This window comes from Pseudomonas sp. 21615526, assembly GCF_013386245.1.
Lineage (GTDB): Bacteria > Pseudomonadota > Gammaproteobacteria > Pseudomonadales > Pseudomonadaceae > Aquipseudomonas.
The window spans coordinates 1-18,749 of record NZ_JACAOM010000069.1; the positions used below are offsets into that span (position 1 = coordinate 1).

The 18,749-nt window shown below is 60.7% G+C and carries 16 protein-coding genes; 11 read left to right on the forward strand and 5 right to left on the reverse strand.

What is annotated here, in order from left to right:
* The 5 genes from HX786_RS19505 to HX786_RS19525 form a co-directional block, all read right to left on the reverse strand.
* The coding region (locus HX786_RS19505) for a ribonucleotide-diphosphate reductase subunit beta (RefSeq protein WP_178912488.1) at positions 1–524 on the reverse strand (524 nt) is incomplete at its 3' end.
* A gap of 470 nt (positions 525–994) precedes the next feature.
* Positions 995–2,278, reverse strand: coding sequence for an ABC transporter substrate-binding protein (locus HX786_RS19510; protein WP_003214355.1), 1,284 nt, complete (start codon positions 2,276–2,278; stop codon positions 995–997).
* A 37-nt stretch (positions 2,279–2,315) separates the two neighbouring features.
* The gene (locus HX786_RS19515) at positions 2,316–3,572 is read right to left on the reverse strand and encodes a DUF1479 domain-containing protein (protein ID WP_177027676.1); all 1,257 of its coding nucleotides are present in this window, start codon (positions 3,570–3,572) and stop codon (positions 2,316–2,318) included.
* Positions 3,573–3,702: 130 nt separating this feature from the next.
* The gene (locus HX786_RS19520) at positions 3,703–4,566 is read right to left on the reverse strand and encodes an AraC family transcriptional regulator (RefSeq protein ID WP_003214350.1); all 864 of its coding nucleotides are present in this window, start codon (positions 4,564–4,566) and stop codon (positions 3,703–3,705) included.
* 143 nt (positions 4,567–4,709) lie between these two features.
* Entirely contained in the window at positions 4,710–4,979 is a 270-nt protein-coding gene (locus HX786_RS19525; RefSeq protein WP_008435250.1) for a DUF2790 domain-containing protein, read from the reverse strand.
* A gap of 394 nt (positions 4,980–5,373) precedes the next feature.
* On the opposite strand from HX786_RS19525, the gene acs reads away from it, so the two are divergent.
* The 11 genes from acs (at position 5,374) to astD (ending at position 18,746) form a co-directional block, all read left to right on the forward strand.
* A complete protein-coding gene (acs, locus tag HX786_RS19530) occupies positions 5,374–7,329 on the forward strand; it encodes an acetate--CoA ligase (protein ID WP_003214346.1) in 1,956 nt (651 codons plus the stop codon).
* 684 nt (positions 7,330–8,013) lie between these two features.
* Positions 8,014–8,799: an ABC transporter substrate-binding protein gene (locus HX786_RS19535; protein ID WP_003214343.1), complete on the forward strand. Its 786-nt coding sequence runs from the start codon at positions 8,014–8,016 to the stop codon at positions 8,797–8,799.
* Positions 8,800–8,890: 91 nt separating this feature from the next.
* Positions 8,891–9,580 carry an ABC transporter permease gene (locus tag HX786_RS19540; protein WP_003214341.1) on the forward strand — a complete coding sequence of 230 codons (690 nt, stop codon included), beginning with the start codon at positions 8,891–8,893 and terminating at the stop codon, positions 9,578–9,580.
* Entirely contained in the window at positions 9,577–10,275 is a 699-nt protein-coding gene (locus tag HX786_RS19545) for an ABC transporter permease (protein WP_008435252.1), read from the forward strand. Before HX786_RS19540 ends, HX786_RS19545 begins: the two co-directional genes overlap by 4 nt.
* Position 10,276: 1 nt before the next feature.
* Complete coding sequence (locus tag HX786_RS19550) at positions 10,277–11,389, forward strand: succinylglutamate desuccinylase/aspartoacylase family protein (protein WP_178912489.1); 1,113 nt, start codon at positions 10,277–10,279, stop codon at positions 11,387–11,389.
* A gap of 27 nt (positions 11,390–11,416) precedes the next feature.
* The gene (locus tag HX786_RS19555) at positions 11,417–12,181 is read left to right on the forward strand and encodes an ABC transporter ATP-binding protein (RefSeq protein ID WP_003214336.1); all 765 of its coding nucleotides are present in this window, start codon (positions 11,417–11,419) and stop codon (positions 12,179–12,181) included.
* A 248-nt stretch (positions 12,182–12,429) separates the two neighbouring features.
* Complete coding sequence (locus tag HX786_RS19560) at positions 12,430–13,410, forward strand: GlxA family transcriptional regulator (RefSeq protein WP_003214334.1); 981 nt, start codon at positions 12,430–12,432, stop codon at positions 13,408–13,410.
* Positions 13,411–13,719: 309 nt separating this feature from the next.
* Positions 13,720–14,940 (forward strand): aspartate aminotransferase family protein, encoded by a 1,221-nt coding sequence (locus HX786_RS19565; RefSeq protein ID WP_003214332.1) that lies wholly within the window; start codon positions 13,720–13,722, stop codon positions 14,938–14,940.
* A gap of 245 nt (positions 14,941–15,185) precedes the next feature.
* On the forward strand, positions 15,186–16,205 hold the full coding sequence (gene aruF, locus HX786_RS19570; RefSeq protein WP_003214328.1) for an arginine/ornithine succinyltransferase subunit alpha: 1,020 nt from the start codon (positions 15,186–15,188) through the stop codon (positions 16,203–16,205).
* A gap of 49 nt (positions 16,206–16,254) precedes the next feature.
* Entirely contained in the window at positions 16,255–17,280 is a 1,026-nt protein-coding gene (gene astA, locus HX786_RS19575) for an arginine N-succinyltransferase (RefSeq protein ID WP_003214325.1), read from the forward strand.
* A complete protein-coding gene (astD, locus tag HX786_RS19580; protein WP_168197533.1) occupies positions 17,277–18,746 on the forward strand; it encodes a succinylglutamate-semialdehyde dehydrogenase in 1,470 nt (489 codons plus the stop codon). The genes astA and astD overlap by 4 nt, the downstream gene beginning before the upstream one ends.
* The last annotated feature ends 3 nt before the right edge of the window (positions 18,747–18,749 follow it).

The following is an 18,749-nucleotide window of genomic DNA, read 5'->3' on the forward strand; positions in this document are numbered from 1 at the left end:
GGGTTGGTGATCAGGCGGTAGACGGCCAGTACCAGGTTGTTCGCGACCAACGAATCCGCAGTGGAGAAGAAGCCGAGGTTGCGCATCACGATGCGACGCTCGTCGTCGGTCAGGCCTTCCGGGTTTTTCCACAGGGCGATGTCGGCGGTCATGTTGACCTCTTGCGGCATCCAGTGGTTGGCGCAGCCGTCGAGGTACTTCTGCCAGGCCCAGTCGTACTTGAAAGGTACGAGTTGGTTGAGGTCGGCGCGGCAGTTGATCATGCGCTTTTCGTCAACGGCGACGCGGGCGGCGGAGCCTTCGAGTTCGGCTAGGCCTTCGGCGACGTCGAGTTTGTCGAGGGCGGCCTTGGCGCGCACGATGGCGGCGGAGTCATTGGCGGTGACGGCGCGGGCTTCGATGGCGGCAGCAGCGCCGGCACCGTCGAGGCGGTCCATGTTGGCTTCGGTGGCGTGGCCGGCGTTGGCGCCTTTGGCAACTACTTCGCCGTCTTCTTCTTTGTCGAACTCGTCCCAGCTCAGCATGACGTGTCGTCTCCTGCGTGAGGGCTCTAAGGTGCCCGTGTGAAACCGGATGGTGGGGTGTTCACACGGCCCAAAGGCCGCGGTGGATCTTAAGGAATCGTTTGTTGCAGCTAGCGCACGCATTAAACGGAATCAGGGTTACGGGTGTTCTGCTTGAGGCTTGAGGGGCGGAGCAATGCTTACTGGCTCCAGCGGGGGCCTCAGGTCTGGCTCTTCGTCCCCATGTAAAGGGATATTGCAGGCCCGATTTACCCGCGCATTATAGGGAAAAATTCGACTTTGTGTTGCGGCGGATGGTCTCGGTGAGCGGCCAAAATGGTGGTGTTTGCAGCCAAGGTCCGGGTTTACAAGGCTTTGCCTGGCTTGGATTTTTTTGACGGGCGGTAGGCGTTTGTTTCAGCGCGCCGAACTGGGGCAGATTCGGTCTGGAAATTCTTGCGCCGTTTGGCGCAAGAACGGGTCGCGGGGGGTTACTGGGCTGCGGCTTTGATGCTGGCAAACATCTGCTTGCCAGCCTTGGCGGGGTCCGCGTCTTTATTGCTCATGAAGTTGCTGACCACATCAAACACCGCCCCTTGCACCGCCTGGGACGTGGACATGTTGAAAGCCATGCTCGGCTCCAGCGTGCCGGCGTTCTCGGCTTCGGCGAAGTCCTTGGCGGAAGCTTGGGCACAGCTGTCGAACTGGCTCATGTCCAGGCCCTTGATCACCGGGATGGAGCCTTTGTTCTGGTTGAACACGCTCTGGAATTGCGGCTCCAGGGCGATCTTGGCCAGGTCGTCGCGAGCCGCGTTGTTGCCCGGCGTATCATTTTTACTGGACGGTTTGAACATGGCCAGTGAGTCGATGGTGTAGCTATAAATGCCTTGTGAGCCGGGGAAGGGCACGCATTCATAATCGGCCCCGGCTTTTTTACCCGCCGCGGTCCACTCACTCTTGGCCCAGTCCCCCATGATTTGCATGCCGGCCTGGCCATTGATGACTTTGGCGGTTTCCATGTTCCAGTCCTGGCCTGCGCCGTTGGGGTCCATGTAGGTCTTCAGCTTGCGCAGCGCGACGAAGACTTCGGTCATTTTGGGGCCGGTGAAGGTGGCTTCGTCGTTGTCGATAAAGGCTTTCTGGAAGCCATCGGCGCCCAGGATGCTGAGCACCAGGCCTTCAAATACGGTGGTGTCCTGCCAGGGTTGGCCGCCGTGGGCGATGGCGATGAAGCCGGCGGCCTTGAGTTTGTCGCCGGCGGCGTAGAGTTCTTCCAGGGTGGCCGGGGCTTTGGACACGCCGGCTTTCTTGAGCACCTCGGGGTTGATCCATAACCAGTTGATGCGGTGGATGTTGAGCGGTACGGCGACGTAGTGGTCGTCGAACTTCATCAGTTGCGCAATGCTTTCGGGCAGCAGGCTGTCCCAGTGATTGGCCTTGGCGACGTTGTCGACGCTGGTCAGCAGGCCCAGCTTGCCCCACTCCTGAATGTCCGGAGCTTTGATCTGCGCGGCAGAGGGCGGGTTGCCGGAGACGGCGCGGCTCTTGAGGACGGTCATGGCAGCAGCGCCACCGCCGCCGGCCACGGCACTGTTTTGCCAGATGAAGCCGTCTTTCTCGATCAGTTGTTGCAGCACCTGTACAGACTTGGCTTCCCCGCCCGAGGTCCAGTAGTGGACGACTTCAACAGTGCCTTTGCTGTCGGCTGCGTGAGCGGCGAACGTGCAAAGGCTGGCGAGGGAGATGGCAACGGCAAGGCGATGGGGGATTTTCATGTGGGATAACCCTTTTTGTTGTTTTGGGGAGCGGTGCTTATTCCAGCCCCAGCCCTTTGCGGCCGAGGGTGTTCAGTTGCGGCGTCATGAAGCGGTCTTTCCACTCTTTCTCGTAGTCCTCCCGGGCGAAATCATCCGGTGAGGCCCCTTGCTCGAACGCCCTGAGCACATCCTTGGCGTACCGCAGGTTTTTCGGGCACATGGGCGCGGCGGGCACGTACATCACGTTGCCCCAGCCCTGTTGATTTTCGACGGGGGCGACGCTGTGGATCACGTCGCAGTGCCACCACACCGAATCGCCGGCCTGCACGTCCGGAATCGGGGTCATGCCCTGGACCAGCAGCGGGTGCCATTTCTCTGAAACTGGCAGCACCTTGCCCGGCGCAACGCCGCACAGCTCATCTTCGGGGACATCGTCCAGCAGCGGGCGCAGCAGCATGTAGGCCATGGCCTTGGGGATCGGCAAGGTATGCAGCACGCCCTGGTCGGCCTGCATGTCGCACAGTGCGGTCCAGCCCTGGAAGGTGCGGAAGGCCGAGCATTTCACCGTGTCCTTGTAGGCGTATTCATCGACTTCGGTGCGATGGGCGGCGTCCCAGGGGTCGTAGGACTTGAAGTCGTTGCGGTAGATCTTGTCGAACACCTTGAGGTAGGCGGGGTGCAGCCAGCGTTCCAGGGCGCCCGAGTCGGTGTGCGGGCCAAGCCCTTTGGAGCTGGTGCCCGGTGGGCGGCGGCGGACGCGGTCGGGGTATAGCGCATTGATGTCTGGGTCGAACCATTGCCGGCCTTGGGAATCGTAGGTCCACAGGCGATTCAGGAACGACTGCGCGGCGCCCATGCGCTCGTGTTGGCGCAGTTGCATCTGGGCGTCGGACCAATAGATCGGGAATATCTCCGGGCGCGAGGCTTCGAGGTTACCGAAGAAATTGTCGGCCGGGCCGCGATACACCTCGTCGAAATGGTTGTGGTCGAGGTAGTCCAGCAGGCTCTTGTCCCACGCGAGCACCTGTTCCCTGGGGAAGTGGTTGCGGATCACCAGGCAGCCCCTGCGCTTGATGATTGCCCGTTGTGCTTCGGTGACCTGGCCGTTGGCGATGGTTTCAAAGTCAAGCTCGGGCCAGGCGGACTGCTGTGCCTTGATCGAGGCGATTTCAGTACTGATGAACTCGCTGACCTCGGCGAACAGCGTAGGCACATCGCCGATCTGCGCGCGCAGGGCCTTTTTCATCGCGACGATGCTGCGCTTGTAGTCGTCCGGCAGCTCGGCGCATTCGAAGGCGTGGTAGTTGCTCATGGGGTGACCTGTCTTGTTGTTGTGTGCATACCGGTATGGAATCACCCCGGCCCGCCTGGGCGGCAGCCTGATTTGGCGCGTTGAGCAGTACGATTGTGGCGTTTGTTGTAAGGCGTATAGAAGAATCGGCTTATTGAAAGTGATGCCCGTGTTGAAGCCGAAACTGTGACGGCGTCATGCCCTTGTGCGCCTTGAACTGCCGATTGAACAACGCCTGGGAGGCATAGCCGACCTGTTCGGAAATCGCGCTGACCGCCAGGTTGCCCTGCATCAATAAAGCGCAGGCATGTCCGATGCGTAGCCGGACGATGTAGTCCAGCGCCGTGCAGCGTGTATGTTTGCGGAACATGCGATGGAAGGCTGAAACGCTGACACAGGCCATTTGCGCCAGCTCGGGAATGCCGACAGGTTGCGCATAGTGGCCGTGCAGGTAGTCCAGGACGCGGCGGATGCGCGCGTCTTCAACGATGTGAGGGGCGGCGTTTTCCGTCGCGATGCGCTGCGCGGCGATATCCCGGGACAATGTGTTGAGCACGGTAAGCAACGAGATCAGTCGCTGGGAAGCGTCTTGCTCGACCATGGCTTCGATCACCGGGCGCAGCGCCCGGGACGTAGCATCACTGAAACTCAACGCCTGTCGCGCAGCAGCCAATAGCGCACGCGTCGACCCCATCTCCGGAAACAGTTGCACCAGCGAGTCCGCCCAGGCCTCGGAAAACCAGATGACCAGGGCAATGTGCGGTTTGGCGGGGTCGATCAGCTCGGCGGAAGACCAGCTATGGGGCACGTTCGGGCCCACCAGCACCAGGTCGCCGTCATCGTACAGCGCCACATCGTTGCTGATATAGCGGTGCCCGCGGCTGTTGAGGGTGAGGGTCAGTTCGTATTCGGGATGGTGATGCCATTCAAACGGAATCGCCTCCGGTAGACGCCTGTTCAGCAGGGTCCAGGAGGTGTTCGCCTCGGTGGGGATTTTTTCGAAACTGGCTCGCATGAATGCATCCTGCCTTGCAGGTGAGGTGGCGGCGCCACAATCGTAGCATTCGATTCAAGCGGTAGGGGATAAGCTGGCTCTTTGCCGCAAGAACGATTTCTTGCGGCGAATAAGATCAGGTTCAGTTCAAACTAACGAAGTTATTATCCGTTAGAGCAACCGTTACCCATGACCTGATATTGAAGAATATGACGCTGACCTTGTGAGTCTTCATATTCCATTTTTACCGGTACAACTTTGCATACATCCGGGACTTCACTCATGGACACTACTTTGGCGACGTCCAGATGGGTGCTGTAAGTGTAATCCTCAACAATCGGGGTGCTCTGGCTGGCTACGTCAGTCGGGGCTTCGTCGGCCAGGGCGGCGGTGGCGCACAAGCTGCTAAGGGCCATAACTAATAACGCTTTCATTTGACTATTTACCTTTTGGCGGTCGAAAGGGGTCACGGGGCCCTTGTGAGGCCACGTGTGTAACTTGATTGGGAAGTTCGGATTAACGTTGCCTTCGTGGGGGCTGTTACGTTGTTAATCACAGTGCCTTGATGGCGAGGTTGATTTTAGGCGTCCGAGTTATATTCATATACCCGTGCTTTTGATAAACACTATTGGTGGTTTTTGTAACAATCGCGAAATGAAGGTTTTTTCAGAAACCTGCAAAGCGCCACGGGCCGCGGGCCAGAGCGCTGTCGGGGGATAGGTGGGCAATTTGTAGGGGCTTGTTACTACCATCGTCGAATGGTTCTATAGGTCCGGCCCGGCTACAACAGGGCCATACAACAACAACTATGTCACCGAGGTAAGAAAGATGAGTGCGGCTTCTCTGTACCCCGTTCGCCCCGAAGTAGCAGCCAATACGCTGACCGATGAGGCGACCTACAAGGCCATGTACCAGCAGTCGGTGGTCAACCCCGACGGTTTCTGGCGCGAGCAAGCCAAGCGCCTTGACTGGATCAAGCCTTTCACCACGGTGAAGCAGACCTCCTTCGACGATCACCATGTCGACATCAAATGGTTTGCCGACGGCACCCTCAACGTTTCCTACAACTGCCTGGACCGCCACCTCGCCGAGCGTGGCGACCAGCCAGCAATCATCTGGGAGGGCGACGACCCTGCCGAAAGCCGCACCATCACCTACCGCGAGCTGCATGAAGAAGTCTGCAAGTTCGCCAACGCCCTGCGCGGCCAGGATGTGCACCGCGGCGACGTGGTGACTATCTATATGCCGATGATTCCCGAAGCTGCGGTCGCCATGCTGGCCTGTGCCCGGATCGGTGCGATTCACTCGGTGGTGTTTGGCGGGTTCTCGCCAGAGGCCCTGGCCGGTCGGATCATCGACTGCAAATCCAAGGTGGTGATCACCGCCGACGAAGGCATTCGTGCCGGCAAGAAAATTTCCCTGAAGGCCAACGTCGACGACGCCCTGACCAACCCGGAAACCAGCAGCATCCAGAAAGTCATCGTGTGCAAGCGCACCGGTGGCAACATCAAGTGGAACCAGCATCGCGACATCTGGTACGAAGACCTGATGAAAGTGGCGGGCACCGTGTGTGCGCCGAAAGAGATGGGCGCCGAAGAAGCGCTGTTCATCCTTTACACCTCCGGCTCCACCGGCAAGCCGAAGGGCGTGCAGCACACCACCGGCGGCTACCTGTTGTACGCAGCCCTGACCCACGAGCGCGTGTTTGACTACCGCCCGGGCGAAATCTACTGGTGCACCGCCGACGTCGGCTGGGTCACCGGCCACACCTATATCGTCTATGGCCCACTGGCCAACGGCGCGACCACGCTGATGTTCGAAGGCGTGCCGAACTATCCGGACATCACCCGGGTGGCGAAGATCGTCGACAAGCACAAAGTGAACATCCTCTACACCGCACCGACCGCGATCCGCGCCATGATGGCTTCCGGCACCGCCGCCTGCGAAGGCGCCGATGGCAGCAGCTTGCGCCTGCTGGGTTCGGTGGGTGAGCCGATTAACCCGGAAGCGTGGGACTGGTACTACAAGAACGTCGGCCAATCCCGTTGCCCGATCGTCGATACCTGGTGGCAGACCGAGACCGGCGGCAACATGATGAGCCCGCTGCCGGGCGCCCATGCGCTCAAGCCGGGTTCGGCGGCACGTCCATTCTTTGGGGTGGTACCGGCGCTGGTGGATAACCTCGGCAACCTGATTGAAGGCGTGGCCGAGGGTAACCTGGTGATCCTGGATTCGTGGCCGGGCCAGGCACGTACGCTGTATGGCGACCATGACCGGTTTGTGGACACCTACTTCAAGACCTTCCGTGGCATGTACTTCACCGGTGATGGTGCGCGCCGTGACGAGGATGGCTACTACTGGATCACCGGGCGGGTGGATGACGTGCTGAACGTGTCCGGCCACCGCATGGGCACCGCCGAAATTGAGAGCGCCATGGTTGCGCACCCGAAAGTTGCGGAAGCGGCGGTGGTGGGGGTGCCTCATGACATCAAGGGCCAGGGCATCTATGTGTATGTCACGCTGAAAAACGGCGAAGAGCCGAATGAAGCGTTGCGCCTGGAGTTGAAAAACTGGGTGCGTAAAGAGATCGGGCCGATTGCTTCACCGGATGTGATCCAGTGGGCACCGGGCTTGCCGAAAACCCGTTCGGGGAAAATCATGCGCCGGATCCTGCGCAAGATTGCCACCGCTGAATACGACGGGTTGGGCGATATCTCCACCCTGGCGGATCCGAGTGTGGTGGCGCATCTGATCGAAACGCACAAGACCATGAACGTCGCGTAAGGCGGGTTTGTGGGACGAAGCCCCATTCGGCGTAGGCCGGGTGGGGCTTTTTTGTGCGATCGGACAGGCGACCTATAACCCCTGTGGGAGCGGGCTTGCTCGCGAAGGCGGTGTATCAGTTAGTGGTGTGCTGGCTGACACACCGCCTTCGCGAGCAAGCCCGCTCCCACATTTTGATTGCATTCCAAGATTGGTCATTCAGTGGCGCGACTTACACAAGGCCAATAAATATCGGATTGTGTTGTAGGAAGTTTCTGAATGTTACCGAGCCCGGCAAATGTGTAACCTCATGCCAAAACATGAGGCAAAGTGCTACGCCTTTGCCCCGAAAACCCGCGTCTTAGACGCCCTGAAAAATTAGATCCAACGCTACACTTGCCGTGCTAGAAGGGTTTGCGAATAATAGGCCCGCAACTTGCAGCGTTAACAGGTTTAATATCTTTTGCCTCTGCATAAAATCAAGAGGCTGTCAATGTGCTGGAACCGCTTTCTCGGTGCTTCTGTAAATTGTTGTCGCATTGAGGAAATATCGGCTTCCGGCCTGTCGTTAGAATGCCGATCACTCGCTCGTCGTCGCCGATGCTGAACTGGCGCAGGACGCAGCACCGCTATTCGGTTTCACTCATTCGCATCGTGGGCCCTGGCTCATACTGCTGTTTTGCCCTATACCGATGGAGTCCCAAGATGAAGAAACTCGTGCTGTTGGGCGCCCTGGCGCTGTCCGTGCTGTCCATGCAGGCTTTCGCCGAAGGCAAGCCACTGAAGATTGGTATTGAAGCGGCTTACCCTCCGTTTGCCTCCAAGGCACCGGACGGCAGCATCGTCGGTTTTGACTACGACATCGGCAACGCCCTGTGTGAGCAGATGCAGGTCAAGTGCACCTGGGTCGAGCAGGAATTCGACGGCCTGATCCCGGCGCTGAAAGTGCGCAAGATCGACGCCATCCTGTCCTCGATGTCCATCACCGACGATCGCAAGAAGTCCGTGGACTTCACCAACCGCTACTACCTGACCCCAGCTCGCCTGGTATTGAAGGAAGGCACTGCCGTCAGCGACAGCCTGGATGAATTGAAAGGCAAGAAAATCGGCGTGCAGCGCGGTTCGATCCACGACCGTTTCGCCAAGGAAGTGCTGGCTCCCAAAGGCGCCACCATTGTTCCTTACAGCTCGCAGAACGAAATCTACCTGGACGTAGAAGCCGGTCGCCTTGATGGCACCGTGGCCGACGCCACCCTGTTGCAGGAAGGCTTCCTCGACACGCCAGCCGGTAAAGGCTACGCGTTCACCGGCCCGGCCTTCACCGACGCCAAGTACTTCGGCGACGGTATCGGCATCGCGGTACGTAAAGGCGACAAGGAAAACCTGGACCGCATCAACGCTGCAATCGCTGCGATCCGTGCCAACGGCAAATACAAGGCAATCCAGGACAAGTACTTCAACTTCGACATTTACGGCCCAGAAGCCAAGTAAACCGTCGCAGCTGTCTGTCCAGAATGGCGCAAGCACCAGGATCTCTGAAGTTTGCGCCATTTTTTCATCCCCCTTTTCGAGGACCTGAATCATGTTGAAAGGCTACGGGGCTGTCATCCTCGATGGCGCATGGTTGACGCTTCAGCTCGCCTTGTCGTCCATGGCCTTGGCCATTGTTCTGGGTCTGATCGGGGTCGCGTTGCGCCTCTCGCCGGTGCGCTGGTTGGCCTGGCTGGGCGACCTGTACTCCACGGTGATCCGCGGGATCCCCGACCTGGTGCTGATCCTGCTGATTTTCTACGGCGGTCAGGACCTGCTTAACCGCGTTGCGCCGTTGCTCGGCTACAACGACTACATTGACTTGAACCCCTTGGCCGCCGGTATCGGCACCCTGGGTTTCATCTTTGGCGCCTACCTTTCGGAAACCTTCCGTGGCGCCTTCATGGCCATTCCCAAGGGCCAGGCCGAAGCCGGCCTGGCTTATGGCATGAGCCCGTTCCAGGTGTTTTTCCGGGTGATGGTGCCGCAGATGATTCGGCTGGCGATCCCCGGGTTTACCAACAACTGGCTGGTACTGACCAAGGCCACCGCATTGATTTCGGTGGTGGGCCTGCAAGACATGATGTTCAAGGCCAAGCAGGCGGCAGACGCCACCCGCGAACCTTTTACCTTCTTCCTCGCAGTGGCGGCGATGTACCTGGTGATCACCAGCGTGTCGTTGCTGGCCCTGCGTCATCTTGAGAAGCGCTACTCGGTAGGCGTAAAGGCGGCTGATCTATGATCTTCGACTACAACGTCATCTGGGAGGCCATGCCGCTGTACCTCGGCGGCTTGCTGACCACCCTGAAACTGCTGGCCATTTCGCTGTTCTTCGGTTTGCTCGCGGCCTTGCCCCTGGGCCTGATGCGCGTGTCCAAGCAGCCGATCGTCAACGGTGTTGCCTGGCTCTACACCTATGTGATTCGCGGCACGCCGATGCTGGTGCAGCTGTTCTTGATCTACTACGGCCTGGCCCAGTTCGAAGCGGTGCGCGAAAGCTTCATGTGGCCACTGCTGTCCAGCGCGACCTTCTGCGCGTGCCTGGCGTTTGCCGTGAACACCAGCGCCTACACCGCCGAGATCATCGCCGGCAGCCTCAAGGCCACGCCCCACGGCGAGATCGAGGCAGCCAAGGCCATGGGCATGTCGCGCTACAAGCTGTACCGCCGGATCCTGCTGCCATCGGCCCTGCGCCGGGCGCTGCCGCAATACAGCAACGAAGTGATCATGATGCTCCAGACCACCAGTCTTGCGTCCATCGTCACCCTGATCGACATCACCGGTGCCGCACGCACGGTGAACGCCCAGTACTACTTGCCGTTCGAAGCCTATATCACGGCGGGTGCGTTCTACCTGTGCCTGACCTTCATCCTGGTGCGCCTGTTCAAGTTGGCCGAAGGCCGCTGGCTGAGCTACCTGGCTCCACGGAAGCATTGATATGGAACGTATCGATCACCTGTTGCCCTGGGGTCACCTGGGCTGCGAACGCCAGCTGACGGTGTTTCGTTTCGGTAGCGGCGAGCGCAAGGCTTATATCCAGGCCAGCCTGCACGCGGATGAGTTGCCCGGCATGCGCGCCGCCTGGGAGCTGAAAAAGCGCCTGACGGAACTGGAACAGCAAGGCGCCCTCAACGGCGTGATCGAGCTGGTTCCCGTCGCCAATCCGATGGGCTTGGGGCAACTGCTGCAAGGCAGTCACCAGGGCCGTTTCGAGATCGGCAGCGGCAAGAACTTCAACCGCGACTTCGTTGAGTTGAGCGAGCCGGTTACCGAGTTGCTCAACGGCAAGCTGGGGGATGATCCTCACGCCAATGTGCGCTTGATCCGCCAGGCCATGAGCGATGCGCTCAATGCGTTGCCGGCGCCGAGCAGCCAGTTGCAAGGCATGCAGCGGGTGTTGCTGAGCCATGCCTGCACCGCCGACGTGGTCCTCGACCTGCATTGCGACGCCGAAGCCGCGTTGCACATGTACGCGCTGCCGCAACACTGGCCGCAGTGGCGTTCGCTGTCGGCGCACCTGAATGTGAAGGTCGGCCTGCTGGCGGAAGATTCCGGCGGCAGTTCGTTTGACGAAGCCTGCTCGCTACCGTGGCTGCGCCTGGCCCGGGCGTTCCCCGAGGCGCAGATTCCCCTGGCGTGCCTGGCGACGACTCTGGAGCTGGGTGGCCAGGCCGATACTGGCCGTGACGAAGCGATTCTTCACGCCGAAGGCATCCTGGCGTTCCTCGCCGAGCAAGGCCTGATCCGTGGTGAATGGCCCGCGCCGCAGCACGAACCCTGTGAAGGCCTGCCTTTCGAAGGCACCGAGTTGTTGTTCGCGCCCCACGCCGGCGTGATCAGCTACCTGCGTAAAGCCGGTGACGTAGTCGAAGCCGGCGACCCGATATTTGAAGTGATCGATCCCTTGTCCGACCGCGTGAGCATTGTTTGCGCGGGCACGCCTGGGGTGCTGTTTGCCGTTGAACGGCTACGTTATGCCCAAGCGGGTTTCTGGCTGGCCAAGGTGGCGGGGCGCGAAGCGCTGCGGCACGGGCGCTTGCTCAACGACTGACCAACTGTTTTTGTGAGAACCGACCGCATGTACAAACTTGAAGTCCAAGACCTGCATAAACGCTATGGCAGTCATGAAGTGCTCAAAGGTGTGTCCCTGGCCGCCGCGGCCGGTGATGTGATCAGCATCATCGGGTCCAGTGGCTCGGGCAAAAGTACCTTTTTGCGCTGCATCAACCTGCTGGAGCAGCCCCACGCCGGCAAGATTCTGCTCAATAACGAAGAGCTGAAACTGGTGGCCAACAAAGACGGCGCCATGAAGGCTGCAGACCCGAAACAGCTGCAACGCATGCGTTCGCGACTGTCGATGGTGTTCCAGCATTTCAACCTGTGGTCCCATATGACCGCGCTGGAAAACGTCATGGAAGCACCGGTGCACGTTCTGGGCATGTCGAAAAAAGACGCCCGGGAAAAGGCCGAGCACTACCTGGCCAAAGTCGGCGTGGGCCATCGCAAGGATGCGTTCCCTGGCCACATGTCCGGCGGTGAACAGCAACGCGTGGCGATTGCCCGTGCCCTGGCGATGGAGCCTGAGGTGATGCTGTTCGACGAACCCACCTCGGCCCTTGACCCGGAGCTGGTGGGCGAAGTGCTCAAGGTGATGCAGGACCTGGCCCAGGAAGGCCGGACCATGGTGGTGGTGACCCACGAAATGGGCTTTGCCCGTGAAGTCTCCAACCAACTGGTGTTCCTGCACAAAGGCATCGTCGAAGAGCGTGGCAACCCGCGCGAAGTGCTGGTCAACCCACAGTCCGAGCGTTTGCAGCAGTTTCTTTCCGGCAGCTTGAAGTAAACAGAACTGCTTTTATGCACTGAATTAGTGCAAGCTTCACAATCCTGAGGTTGCCCCAATCCCCTGTGGGAGCGGGCTTGCTCGCGAAAGCGGTGTATCAGTTGATACATCCGGTGACTGATCCACCGCATTCGCGAGCAAGCCCGCTCCCACATTTGGATCTTCACCAGCTTTAGAGATTTGTGTTGGTTTACCGGCTAGCATTGGCCTTTGTCTTCATTACTGTTACTCGCTTCGGATAGCACTCCATGACTGCCCATCGAATTGGTTTCCTGATTTGGCCCAGCACTAAAGCACTGACGCTTGCGCTGGCTGAGGAGGCCTTGCGCGTTGCTCAGCGGGTGCATCCGGACGTGGTGTACGAACTCTCGTTTTTGCAGGCCGAACCGCCAATCGACGGCGCCTGGCAACTGCCGGGTGAGCCCTGGGCTGGCAAGCTGGAAGGTTTCCAAAAGCTGTTCCTGCTGGCCGATGAGCCACCGACCGTCATCGCCTCCCAGCTCAGCACCGCCCTCAAGCAACTGGTGCGTGCCGGGTGTGTGATCGGCGGCCTGTCGGCCGGTGTGTATCCGTTGGCCCAACTCGGTCTGCTCGACGGCTATCGCGCCGCTGTGCACTGGCGCTGGCAGGACGATTTCGCCGAGCGTTTCCCCAAGGTCATCGCCACCAGCCATCTGTTCGACTGGGACCGTGACCGCCTGACCGCCTGCGGTGGCATGTCGGTACTCGACCTGCTGCTGGCGGTGCTGGCCCGTGACCACGGCGCCGAACTGGCCGGTGCCGTCTCGGAAGAACTGGTCGTAGAGCGCATCCGCGAAGGCGGCGAGCGCCAGCGCATCCCGCTGCAAAACCGCCTGGGCTCCAGCCATCCAAAGCTGACCCAGGCCGTGTTGCTGATGGAAGCCAACATTGAAGAACCGCTGACCACCGACGAAATCGCCCAGCACGTGTGCGTATCCCGACGACAGCTCGAGCGGATCTTCAAGCAATACCTCAATCGCGTCCCCAGCCAGTACTACCTGGAACTGCGCCTGAACAAGGCCCGCCAGATGCTCATGCAAACCAGCAAGTCGATCATCCAGATCGGCCTGTCCTGCGGCTTCTCCTCGGGGCCGCACTTCTCCAGCGCCTACCGCAACTTCTTCGGCGCCACCCCTCGTGAAGACCGCAATCAGCGCCGCAGCAGCAGCCCGTTCGAATTGTCGTCGGTGCCGTCCGAGCGCGGCTAGGCATCAATGCTCGGCCGGCATCTCCAGACATGGCGCTGTTCCTGTGCGCGGATGAGATCAACAGCAGACCAAAACGGCCATCGGCGACGGCATTGGATAGTTGTGCCTCACCGACCGCCCAAAACCGGCCCGGGCGGTTTAAACTGCGCCATTGCGATGCTATTTGTCGCATTGGCGTAAACCCGCGAAAATCGCGGGTTGGCGCTATAAGAAGTTGTCGCTTGGCGGCAAGGCCGCGCTGAAAACTGTCCTTACAATCCCTGCATCGCCCGCCAGTTTCAGGCAGGCGTTCCTCTTCAGGAGACTCCGATGTCCGTTGAGCAAGCCCCGGTGCAACGTGCCGATTTCGACCAGGTCATGGTTCCCAACTACGCACCTGCCGCTTTCATCCCCGTGCGTGGCGCAGGTTCGCGCGTATGGGACCAGGCGGGCCGAGAGCTGATCGACTTTGCCGGCGGCATCGCGGTCAACGTATTGGGCCACGCCCACCCGGCGCTGGTCGGTGCACTGACCGAACAGGCCAACAAGCTGTGGCACGTGTCCAACGTCTTCACCAATGAGCCGGCCCTGCGCCTGGCCCATAAGCTGATCGACGCCACGTTTGCCGAGCGTGTGTTCTTCTGCAACTCCGGCGCCGAAGCCAACGAGGCCGCCTTCAAGTTGGCCCGTCGTGTCGCGTTCGACCGCTTCGGCACCGAGAAATACGAAATCATCGCCGCGCTGAACAGCTTCCACGGCCGTACCCTGTTCACCGTGAACGTGGGTGGCCAGTCGAAGTACTCCGACGGCTTCGGTCCGAAGATTGTCGGCATCACCCACGTGCCTTACAACGATCTGGAGGCGCTGAAAGCCGCCGTCTCGGACAAGACCTGCGCCGTGGTGCTGGAGCCGATCCAGGGCGAAGGCGGCGTGCTGCCGGCAGAACTGTCGTACCTGCAAGGTGCCCGCGACCTGTGCGACGCGAACAACGCGCTGCTGGTGTTCGACGAAGTGCAAACCGGCATGGGCCGCAGCGGCGAGCTGTTCGCCTACCAGCATTACGGCGTCGTGCCGGACATCCTCACCAGCGCCAAGAGCCTGGGCGGCGGTTTCCCGATCGCGGCCATGCTGACTCGCGAAGACCTGGCCAAGCACCTGGTGGTCGGCACCCACGGCACCACCTACGGCGGCAACCCGCTGGCGTGCGCGGTGGCGGAAGCGGTGATCGACGTGATCAATACGCCAGAAGTGCTGGCCGGCGTTAACGCCAAGCACGACCTGTTCGTTTCCCGTCTGGAGAAGATTGGCCAGCAATACGGCATCTTCACCGAAGTGCGTGGCCTGGGCCTGCTGCTCGGTTGCGTGCTGAGCGATGCCTGGAAAGGCAAGGCCAAGGACATCTTCAACGCCGCCGAGCGCGAAGGCTTGATGATCCTGCAAGCCGGCCCGGATGTGGTGCGCTTCGCCCCGAGCCTGGTGGTGGAAGATGCCGATATTCAGGAAGGCCTGGACCGCTTCGAACGTGCGGTGAAAAAGCTGACGCAAGCCTGATGGACCGTTGGGTGCCCGGCGAGTCGGGCGCCCAACACAAATTTTGTATGCCGGACTCTTTAGTTGAAGCTGTGAAGATCAAATGTGGGAGCGGGCTTGCTCGCGAATGCAGTGGCTCAGTCACCTGAAATGTTGAATGACACACCGCTTTCGCGAGCAAGCCCGCTCCCACACTTGACCTCACTGATTTCAAGATCGTGTCCGGCATTTTTTCCTGTGAGTTTTTCGAGTTAAGGAGTGACACCATGCTGGTGATGCGCCCCGCGCAAATGGCTGATCTGGGCGAGGTACAGCGTCTGGCTGCGGACAGCCCGATTGGTGTCACCTCCTTGCCGGATGATGTCGAACGCCTGAGCGACAAGATCGCTGCGAGCGAAGCGTCCTTCGCCGCCGAGGTCAGCTTCAACGGTGAAGAAAGCTATTTCTTCGTCCTGGAAGACACCGACGCCGGCAAGCTGGTGGGCTGTTCGGCCATCGTTGCCTCGGCCGGCTACTCGGAACCGTTCTACAGCTTCCGTAACGAGACCTTCGTGCACGCTTCCCGCGAGCTGAAGATCCACAACAAGATCCACGTGCTCTCGCAGTGCCATGACCTCACCGGCAACAGCCTGCTGACCAGCTTCTACGTGGTGCCGGAGCTGGTGGGTTCGCCGTGGTCGGAGCTCAACTCCCGTGGCCGCCTGCTGTTCGTGGCCGGCCACCCGGAGCGCTTCGCCGATTCGGTGGTCACCGAGATTGTGGGCTACAGCGACGAGAACGGTGATTCGCCGTTCTGGGACGCCATCGGCCGCAACTTCTTCGACCTCAACTACGCCGCTGCCGAGCGCCTGTGCGGGTTGAAGAGCCGGACCTTCCTCGCCGAGCTGATGCCGCACTATCCGATCTATGTGCCGCTGTTGCCCGACGAAGCCCAGGAAGCCATGGGCCAGGTGCACCCGCGGGCGCAGATCACCTTCGACATCCTGATGCGCGAAGGCTTCGAGACCGACCATTACATCGACATCTTCGACGGCGGCCCAACCCTGCATGCGCGCGTCTCGGGCATTCGCTCGATCGCCCAGAGCCGTGTGGTGCCGGTGAAGATCGGTGAGATGGTCAAGGGTGTCGGCCGCCAGTACCTGGTGAGCAACGGCCAGTTGCAGGATTACCGCGCGGTGATGCTGGAGCTGGACTACGCGCCGGGCAAGCCAGTGACCCTGGACCTGGAAACCGCCGAAGCCCTGGGCGTCGGCGAAGGTGCCAGCGTTCGACTGGTAGCGGTTTAAGAATGAGTTTCGCGGGTGGCTTGCAAGGCGGCCCGTTTGAGGAGATAGCATGATCGTTCGTCCCGTACGCAGCAGCGATTTACCGGCCCTGATTGATCTGGCGCGCAGCACCGGCACCGGCCTCACCACCTTGCCGGCCAACGAAGAGCGCCTGACCCATCGGGTCGGCTGGGCTGAAAAGACCTTTCGCGGCGAAGCCGGGCGTGGTGATGCAGACTACCTGTTCGTGCTGGAAAACGACGAGGGTCGCGTGGTGGGGATTTCCGCCATCGCCGGTGCCGTCGGCCTGCGTGAGCCCTGGTACAACTTCCGGGTCGGCCTGACGGTCAGCGCCTCCCAGGAGCTGAACATCTACCGTGAAATCCCGACGCTGTTTCTGGCCAACGACCTGACCGGCAACTCCGAGCTGTGCTCGTTGTTCCTGCACGCCGATTACCGCAACGGCCTTAACGGCCGCATGCTGGCCAAGGCGCGCATGCTGTTTATCGCGGAATTCCCGCAGCTGTTCGGCAACAAGATCATCGCCGAGATGCGCGGCATGTCCGACGAAGCCGGGCGCTCGCCGTTCTGGGAAAGCCTGGGCCGGCACTTCTTCAAGATGGAATTCAGCCAGGCCGACTACCTCACCGGCGTGGGCAACAAGGCGTTTATCGCCGAGCTGATGCCGAAGTTTCCGCTGTACACCTGCTTCCTGTCTGAAGACGCGCGCAATGTGATCGGCAAGGTCCACACCGACACCGAGCCGGCCCTGAGCATGCTTAAGAGCGAAGGTTTCAGCTACCAGGGCTACGTCGACATCTTCGACGCGGGCCCGGCGGTGGAGTGTGAAACCACCAAGATCCGCGCCGTGCGCGACAGCGAGGCGCTGGTGCTGGCGATTGGTACGCCGGGCGACGACGCCACGCCGTTCCTGATCCATAACCGCAAACGTGAAGATTGCCGCATCACCGCCGCGCCGGCGCGGTTGGCTGCGGGCACCCTGGTGGTCGATCAACAGACCGCCAAGCGCCTGCAACTGATCGCCGGTGATCAAGTGCGTGCCGTACCGTTGTCCGCTGCCCGGGAGTCGAAATAATGAATTCGCTATACATCGCAGGTGAATGGCTGGCTGGCCAGGGTGAAGTGTTTGAGTCGCTGAACCCGGTGACCCAGCAGGTGGTGTGGTCGGGTAATGGCGCCACCGCCGAGCAGGTCGAGTCCGCCGTCCAGGCTGCCCGCCAGGCGTTTCCGGCTTGGGCCAAGCGTTCCTTGGAAGAGCGCCTGAGCGTGCTGGAAGCCTTCGCCGCCAATTTGAAGAGTCGTGCTGACGAACTCGCCCGCTGCATCGGTGAGGAAACCGGCAAGCCTCTGTGGGAATCGGCGACTGAAGTCACCAGCATGGTCAACAAGGTCGCGATCTCGGTGCAAAGCTACCGCGAGCGTACCGGCGAGAAGAGCGGCCCATTGGGCGACGCCACTGCCGTGTTGCGCCACAAGCCCCACGGTGTAGTGGCGGTGTTTGGCCCCTACAACTTCCCGGGTCACTTGCCTAACGGGCATATCGTGCCGGCCTTGCTGGCGGGTAACACCGTGCTGTTCAAACCGAGTGAGCTGACCCCGAAAGTCGCCGAACTGACCGTGCAATGCTGGATCGACGCCGGCCTGCCGGCGGGCGTGTTGAACCTGCTGCAAGGCGCACGGGAAACCGGGATCGCCCTGGCGGCGAATCCGGGCATCGACGGTCTGTTCTTCACCGGCTCCAGCCGCACCGGCAACCATCTGCACCAGCAATTCGCCGGGCGCCCGGACAAGATCCTCGCGCTGGAAATGGGCGGCAACAACCCGCTGGTGGTGGACGAAGTGGCCGATGTGGATGCGGCCGTGTACACCATTATCCAGTCGGCGTTTATCTCCGCTGGCCAGCGTTGCACCTGTGCCCGTCGCCTGCTGGTGCCGGAAGGCGCCTGGGGCGATGCGTTGCTCGCACGCCTGGTGGCGGTGAGCTCGACCATCGAAGTCGGCGCATTTGACCAAACGCCGGCGCCGTTCATGGGCTCGGTGATTTCCCTCGGTGCTGCCAAGGCGTTGATGGATGCCCAGGAATTGCTGTTGGCCAATGGCGCCGTGGCGCTGTTGGAAATGACTCAACCCCAGGCCCAGGCTGCGTTGCTGACGCCGGGGATTATCGATGTGACCGAGGTTACGGAACGCGCTGACGAAGAGCTGTTCGGCCCACTGCTGCAAGTGATCCGCTACGCTGATTTCGAGGCGGCGATTGCCGAGGCCAACAACACTCAATACGGCTTGGCGGCCGGGTTGCTGTCGGATTCCGAGGCGCGTTACCAGCAGTTCTGGCTGGAAAGCCGTGCCGGGATCGTCAACTGGAACAAACAGCTGACGGGTGCTGCGAGCAGCGCGCCATTTGGCGGGGTAGGGGCTTCGGGCAATCATCGCGCCAGCGCCTATTACGCGGCGGACTATTGCGCGTACCCGGTGGCCTCCCTTGAGACCCCGAGCCTGGTGCTACCGGCGACGTTAACCCCGGGTGTGACGCTGATCTAAATG